6 protein-coding genes, 1 pseudogene and 1 riboswitch are annotated in these 7401 nt (G+C 30.0%); of the genes and pseudogenes, 1 reads left to right on the top strand and 6 read right to left on the bottom strand.

The window, feature by feature from the left end; genetic code table 11:
• A partial coding sequence (locus tag CD116_RS06550; protein ID WP_240625103.1) for a helix-turn-helix domain-containing protein occupies positions 1–825 on the bottom strand: 825 nt, incomplete at its 3' end.
• Between the two features lie 107 nt (positions 826–932).
• Between CD116_RS06550 and CD116_RS06545 the strand changes: the two genes are divergently transcribed.
• Entirely contained in the window at positions 933–1181 is a 249-nt protein-coding gene (locus tag CD116_RS06545) for a ferredoxin (RefSeq protein WP_001151997.1), read from the top strand.
• Between the two features lie 106 nt (positions 1182–1287).
• Here CD116_RS06545 and CD116_RS06540 read toward each other — a convergent pair whose 3' ends face one another.
• The 5 genes and pseudogenes from CD116_RS06540 to CD116_RS06515 all read right to left on the bottom strand — a co-directional run bounded on the left by CD116_RS06540 (position 1288) and on the right by CD116_RS06515 (position 7299).
• On the bottom strand, positions 1288–1833 hold the full coding sequence (locus CD116_RS06540; RefSeq protein ID WP_047549296.1) for an ECF transporter S component: 546 nt from the start codon (positions 1831–1833) through the stop codon (positions 1288–1290).
• A gap of 61 nt (positions 1834–1894) precedes the next feature.
• Positions 1895–2029: riboswitch (FMN riboswitch) on the bottom strand.
• Positions 2030–2234: 205 nt separating this feature from the next.
• Positions 2235–3167, bottom strand: a complete 933-nt coding sequence (locus tag CD116_RS06535) for a DUF1672 domain-containing protein (protein WP_047549293.1) — start codon at positions 3165–3167, stop codon at positions 2235–2237.
• A 49-nt stretch (positions 3168–3216) separates the two neighbouring features.
• On the bottom strand, positions 3217–4140 hold the full coding sequence (locus CD116_RS06530) for a DUF1672 domain-containing protein (RefSeq protein WP_103325222.1): 924 nt from the start codon (positions 4138–4140) through the stop codon (positions 3217–3219).
• Between the two features lie 90 nt (positions 4141–4230).
• Positions 4231–6379: pseudogene (locus CD116_RS13715) on the bottom strand (hypothetical protein).
• Between the two features lie 11 nt (positions 6380–6390).
• Positions 6391–7299 (bottom strand): DUF1672 domain-containing protein, encoded by a 909-nt coding sequence (locus CD116_RS06515; RefSeq protein ID WP_103325219.1) that lies wholly within the window; start codon positions 7297–7299, stop codon positions 6391–6393.
• Positions 7300–7401: the final 102 nt, after the last annotated feature.

The following is a 7401-nucleotide window of genomic DNA, read 5'->3' as shown; positions in this document are numbered from 1 at the left end:
AAATTGTTGTTGTCTTTCATCTTCAACATAATCACCATAATTCGACATATAACCTTTGATTAAAATTTCTAGTACATGATCTTCGATAGTATTGATTTTAACTTGTTGTTGTGCCGCTATATCTTCCATCGTGTATCGTTCAAGTAATCTTGTATAAGTAATGTAGGTTTGATTTGATAAAGTAGGTTTCATTATTAATCTTGATAAAATAGTATATTCTCCATTTTCTAATTCAAACATCATTGCCACTAAATTATTCATTTCATATTCAAATAACTGTTGCTGTGATAGTTGTTCTATTAAACTTACTTGTTGTCTTGTATACATTGGTTCATCATAACCTTGCAAATAATAATGTAAATAACAAGGCCCTTTTACCGCAATTGCTTGAAATAAATTATTTAATTCATTTTCAAAATCACTTAGTAATTCATTTTCTTTAATATAGTTATAGACAACTTTCACTGTTTCTTGTATCTTATTATTTTGAGAGATTGGCACAAATTGAAATGACTGTTGCTTAATATTAGACATCGTTTGCACTAATAATTGCATTGCCTGAAATGTTTGTACCATACTTTCAAATGTAAATCTTGGATGCAATGCTATTTCCACTTCAGAGACAAATTCATTTATATTTTCTAAAAATAGCTCAAAAGACGGATATTTTAATAGTGGTAAACTATGATATAATGACAACTGTTGTTGACTACAAGCGTCAAAAAAGGTTTGGTGAGATTTCTTACCGACTAATATATTGTAAATACTTTTATTTGTTTTATAGTTAAATGTTTGTTGTAATGCTGTTTTTATAATGTGTTGCAAGTTTAACCCTCACTCTGTAAAACGGATAATTTGAAAATAAAAAAGATGCTGTCTAAAATTTTAATCACATTACTATTTTAGCATTTTTATCAAAGGAGGCGAAGACATTGGCAAAATATACAATCGTTGATATGGATACTTGTATTGCATGTGGTGCATGTGGTGCAGCAGCGCCAGATATATATGATTACGACGACGAAGGTATTGCTTTCGTAATCCTTGACGATAACCAAGGTACTGCAGAAGTACCTGAAGAATTATATGAAGATATGGAAGATGCGATAGATGGATGCCCTACAGATTCTATTAAAATTGCAGACGAATCATTTGATGGGGACGCTTTAAAATTTGAATAAATTGTTTTATTTGAAAAATGGTCCATAGAAAAAGCAGGCAAGCTATCATTTATTGATAGTCACCTGCTTTTTATTATTATGTGTAAATTATTTTGATTTAAGTTTATTAAATTCTTCTCAAGAAATTCGCAAGCCTTCTATATAGTAAAATAAATACAATAGAAATGACGATACCTTTAATAATATTGAATGGTATAATTCCTGAAACAATGATTACTTTAAGATTATTTGCGATATCAGCTAAGTTAAATATCATACCGTACAAAGGTAATAGAACGAAATAGTTCAAGATACTCAACACGATAGTCATAACGATTGTTGCAATGATTAATCCAGTAATCAAAGATTTTGTTGAACGTTTATTTTTATAGATGGCGTAAGCAGTTAATAAGAAACTTGCGCCTGCTAAAAAGTTAGCAAATGGTCCAACTGGATCGCCCATACTAAATAAGTAGTTCAATAAATTTTTAACCAGTGCAACTACGATACCGGCAACTGGTCCAAACGTAAATGTAGCTAGCAATGACGGTACATCACTAAAATCTAAAGTTAAGTATGGTGGCAAAAATGGTATAGGAAACTTGATAAAAGTTAACACAAACGCAATCGCGCTCAACATACTTATTGTGATAAGACGTTTATTTTGTTGCATATTCAATTTTCTCCTTCCATTCATCTCGTAAGAATAGGAGGATTATTGCACAACAAAAAACCTCCATCTTCTCCCATCCAGACTATACTGTCGGCTCTAGAATCTCACTAGATCAGCCACTAATATGAAACATACTAGCAGGTCGCAGGCTTAATTTACTGCCGGTTGGGAATTACACCCGACCCCGAAGATGAATTTTACATTATTAAATTTAATTCTCATTAATTTTATACTATATATCACAAAACCTCAATAACTATGCTTAAATTAGATCATAGTTACGTAATTGGATAGTGATACATTGGTAATTTGCGAGCATTGTTTGGATAGGTTTGATTGGTTTGTGGTTTTATCTGTTGTTGGGATGGCTTTTTTGAACCTACCTTTTTATTGTTATTAGTTTAATCATTCGTGTTAGTTTTTTCATGATTAAATACACCTACTTCTATTACATCCTTCTTACTATAGTTAGGTCTTTTTGTATTTATATATTTATTAGAAATTTGAAGAGAAACATTCAAATCACGAGGAATATTCTTTTTCTTTTTTAGTACTTCAGAAAAATCAATCATCTCGTCTATTGTATTATCTTTAGTAAAATTATCTTTAGTACTAAATAAAGTTGTAACAATATATGGACGAGATTTATCTTTAAGTTGTTTTTTTGAGTTTTTCATACCGTCCCTAAAAGACTTATCATCCTCTTTGATTAAAGGTTGAAAATACTTTTTATATTCATCTAAAGTATATGGAATTGCAGTCAAATAATAATACTCATTTCTAAAACCACTATTCTGCGTTTTCATAATTGCATTTTCAGTATAACCAGTATATTTGTATTTACTTTTATATTCTTTTAAAACTTTTGTTAAATTATCCAACTCTTCCTTATGTGCTCGATATTCAAAGCCACTGAGTACTGTACCAACTAGAGTACTCATATCATCGCCTTTGTCCTCACTTCTTAATGAGCTATCACTGTCAATAATTGATTTATCAAATGGAATACTCGCATTAAATACGATATCGTGGTCATCACAATGCACGAATACTTCTACGCCGTCACCACTACCTACAACATTGGTAGCTTTAACTTTTAGACCGAAGTTATCCATAAAAAATTGTTCGCCTCGTTCAGCAATTTTTTCTTTATGCTTCTTTGCAAATTCAATCGCATCTTTTTCTGCAGGTGGTTGGAAGCCTTGTCCTACATATTTCGAAGCTTCCATTTCTTCTGGCACAGATTTTGTTTCTGTATTTGATCCATTATTCATCGTGGAACATCCTGATAGCAGTAGTGTTGCCATTAAGATTAATTTTGCTTTTTTAAACATAGCTCATCACCCATTTATGTGTTTGTTTAGAATATTAAAAGCAATATTTTTAATGTAATTCATCTTTACTGTACACCCCTAATTCTATTGGATGATTATCATCATAGAAGGGCTTTTTAGTTTTAATAGTAGGTTTCCCTATTTGAATTGTGATTGTAGATTTATCTGGTTTATTTTTTAAATTATACAATTTATTGCTTAGTTTAATTGCATCATTTATTGTATTGCGTTTAGTAAAATTTTTCTTTGTACTAAACAATGTTGCTACTGCATCTGTATCAGCAGCATAATTCACTTCTTTTCTTGCTCGTTCCATTCCTTCTTTAAATTCTTTATCATTTTTTCGAATCAATGGTTCATAATACTTTCGATATTCTTTTAAACTTCTAGAAGAGTATGTAATATAAAAATATTCATTTTTATATCCAACATTTTGCGTCTTGTTTATTGCTTCTTTTGTAAAGCCTGTATATTGATATTTCTTTTCATTTTCTTTGAAAAATTTATATAAATTATCATACTTTTCTTTTTGTGCTCGATATTCAAAGCCACTGAGTACTGTACCTACCATCATACTCATATCATCACCATTGTCATTACTACGCATTGATCCTTTTTGATGGATGGCATCTTTGTACAAGGGCAGACTTGCATTAAATACAATGCCATGATCATCACAATGCACATAAACTTCTACACCATCATCTTTACCTACAACATTGGTAGCCTTTACCTTCAGTCCAAAGTTGTCTTTAAAGAATTGTTCACCTACTTTTTCAAATTCTTTACGATGCTTCTTCGCAAATTCAATCGCATCTTTTTCTGCGGATGGTTGAAAGCCTTGTCCTTCATATTTGGAAGCTTCCATTTCTTCTGGTACAGATTTTGTTTCTTTGTTGGATTCGTTATTGGTAGTTGAACATCCTGATAGTAGTATCGTTGCTATTAAGATTAGTTTAGTTCTTTTAAACATAGCTCATCACCCATTTATGTGTTGGTAAAACTTTTATGTTTGAAAAAACTACTTATTCTCAATGAAAACAAGTAGCTTTTAATAAATTAATTAGTAAACTGCTAGTTTTTCTAATTGTTCTTTAACTTGAATTAAGTTTGAACGAATTAACGAGGCAGATTGATCCATTGTTTGAATAGCTTGTCCTTCATTTTCGTTCAAGCCATTACAAACAACTTCAAACTGCTGTGCCATTTGATCAAGACGAGCATGAGCTTGTGTGTTTAAAATAAACATATCGTCATAATGCGATGGTTCAAATAACATTTGTACAATCAAAGGCTTCATGTTCTTAACAATATCACCTAAATGGTTATCTAAAATTGGTGACACTGCTTTTAAATCATTAAGAAATGGCTCCCATTTGCCTAAATTATTATCTAATTCTTCTAATTTAGTTTTAATATAATTACAAGTCGCTTTAGGAATTATGGACAAAAACTCTTTCTTTTTTACATTTAATATTTCAATTGCATGTCTTAAATTCTTACGTATTTTGGGTATTGTATTAATCAAATATTTTATTAAATCGACAATTTTCGCTGCATATTCATCATATATACCTTGAACATAGTCTGCCAATTTTTTAATACCATCATCGATATGGTCTTTTAATATTTTCATTTTTCTTCCTAAATAATTAGAAGGTAAAACTAGACCCTGCACCATATTTTCACCGCTATAATTAATTTGATAATTTCCATCTAAAATTGTTACATCTTGTTGTTTCATAATACTTCTAATATCTGCGATTTGCCTACTATAAATATCATTTTGATTTTTTATTTGCTGAATATTCTGTTTTACTACTTTCAAATGTTTCATCATTTCTTCAGATACTCCATCCTTGAAGTCATGATCAATATTTTTGAAAATTTCTTTAATTTCACTATCTATACTATCATATACTTTTTCTATAAAAGATTTTATTCCATTAAACAATTCATTAATTCTTTCTTTTAATGCATCCAATGCAAAATCAGGTAATAAGTGTTTAACAGCACTTATACTTTCTATCGTTTCATCTGCAACTTCTTCAAGTGAGTTTATTTTACTAATTAAAGTTCTTTCCATTTCTTCTAATTGAAATAAGTTAATCTTATCCTTAAATCCTTCTGATAATTGTTTTTTTCTATCTGCAAAATTTTTATTTTCATTTTCTGAGATGTTAAAACTTTCATTTAAAAAGATTACGCATTCTGCTAACATACCACTAGTTTCACCGGTTATCAGTTTACTCAACGCATCAAGGTTTTCTAAATTCTGTTTAATTAAAGTTCCTTTTCCGGAACGTGCAATCGAATCTCTCGTCCAAACATTTATTGGAATTCGCCCATCCATATCTAATGTTATGTTAATAATCTTTTTTACCTTTTTCCATTTTTAATTTCTGTATCTTTTACCGACTTTATTTTGATTAATGGTACGGTATCGTATGTGTTATTCTTTCTATTTAACTTCCTTTTATAACATACATGGCTGTCTATTAAAGCATCTAACCTAGGTACACCATCATTAATGTTAACGCGTTTTCCTGGCATATCTTTGATGAAAGGATCTTGTAACCATGTTAATAAATCGTTGGTACTATTAAAACTAATCATATTATCAAAGCGTGGTCTAGCAAATTTCTGCCAAGCAGCATAAGGAATCATTGCTGAGTCAGTAGCAACAACTTTTTCATTCGGATGTTTCGCTCCTTGAAATTTTGCTCCTGCACCGCCTTCTGAATTACCACCATTCGCCACAATTGTTTTGTTTTTGTAATTATAAGGTATAGTTTTGTATTTTCTTCTAAATTCATTTTCATCAAGAACCGAAGCATCTTTAATTTTTTGTCGATAACTATTTGCGAATTCTTCTACTTGCTTTAAATAATCTGTGCTTTCATTATCATTATTCATTAATTTAGCAATTTGGAGCCAATCATCTCCAAAACCCGATGATTTTAATGGATTATTTGGGTTAATTGCCTCATTAGATGTTCCTTGATAAATTATTGTCTGTTGACCAGTTGGATTCCCCTGATCATTAAGTAACTCGTATGTTTTAATATCAGCAGCACCATTCATATTATCATTATAATTATCTATTTGTTTGAACCGTTTTCCATTTACTTTAAAATCTTTTTTTCATTTATATCTTGATAAACCCAATAACTGCTCAATTCTGCTATGTCCCTATCATTTATTTTATTCACTTTATATTCACTTACCCTTCAATTGGATTTATATCGTCATAAAATGGTTTTTTAGTATTTATACTAGATTTTCCTAATTGAATAGTAACTTGAGATTTTTGAGGCATATTGGGTTTTTCTTTTAATTTATTACTCAATTCAATCACATCATCTACTGTATTGTCTTTAGTATAGTTTTTCTTAGTTGAAAAAAGTGTAGAAACTGCATCAGTATTGGCAGTATAATTTAGCTCTTTTCTGGCTTGTTGCATACCCTCTTTAAATTCTTTATCATTTTTATGAATCAATGGCTCATAATATTTACGATATTCTTTTAAGTTTCTTGATAAATATGTAATATAAAAGTATTCATTTTGATACCCGACGTTTTGCGTCTTGTTAATTGCTTCTTTAGTAAAACCTGTATATTGATATTTCTTTTCATTATCTTTGAAAAATTTATATAAATTGTCATAATTTTCTTTTTGTGCTCGATATTCAAAACCACTCAACACTGTACCTACTAAAGTACTCATATCATCGCCTTTATCCTCACTTCTTAATGAGCTATTACTGTCAATAATTGATTTGTCAAATGGAATACTCGCATTAAATACGATGTCGTGGTCATCACAATGCACATAAACTTCTACACCATCATCTTTACCTACAACATTTGTAGCTTTAACTTTTAGTCCAAAGTTATCTTTAAAGAATTGTTCACCTACTTTTTCAAATTCTTTACGATGCTTCTTCGCAAATTCAATCGCATCTTTTTCTGCAGGTGGTTGGAAGCCTTGTCCTACATATTTCGAAGCTTCCATTTCTTCTGGCACAGATTTTGTTTCTGTATTCGTGTCTTTATTTGATTCATTATTCATCATGGAACATCCTGATAGCAGTAATGTTGCTATTAAGATTAATTTTGCTCTTTTAAACATAGCTCATCACCCATTTATGTGTTTATAAAACTTTTGTGTTTGAAAAAGCTACTTATTCTCAATGAAAACAAGTAGCTTTTAATAAATTAATTAGTAAACTGC

It is taken from the genome of Staphylococcus schweitzeri (assembly GCF_002902405.1).
Lineage (GTDB): Bacteria > Bacillota > Bacilli > Staphylococcales > Staphylococcaceae > Staphylococcus > Staphylococcus schweitzeri.
Note: the sequence above shows the minus strand (reverse complement) of the source record. Positions and strands in the feature narration are given on the sequence as shown.

Excerpts from the sequence above, each read along its gene's own strand:
- CD116_RS06540 (WP_047549296.1), bottom strand. The coding sequence starts at position 1,833 with ATGCAACAAAATAAACGTCTTATCACAATAAGTATGTTGAGCGCGATT.
- CD116_RS06535 (WP_047549293.1), bottom strand. The coding sequence starts at position 3,167 with ATGTTTAAAAAAGCAAAATTAATCTTAATGGCAACACTACTGCTATCA.
- CD116_RS06530 (WP_103325222.1), bottom strand. The coding sequence starts at position 4,140 with ATGTTTAAAAGAACTAAACTAATCTTAATAGCAACGATACTACTATCA.
- CD116_RS06515 (WP_103325219.1), bottom strand. The coding sequence starts at position 7,299 with ATGTTTAAAAGAGCAAAATTAATCTTAATAGCAACATTACTGCTATCA.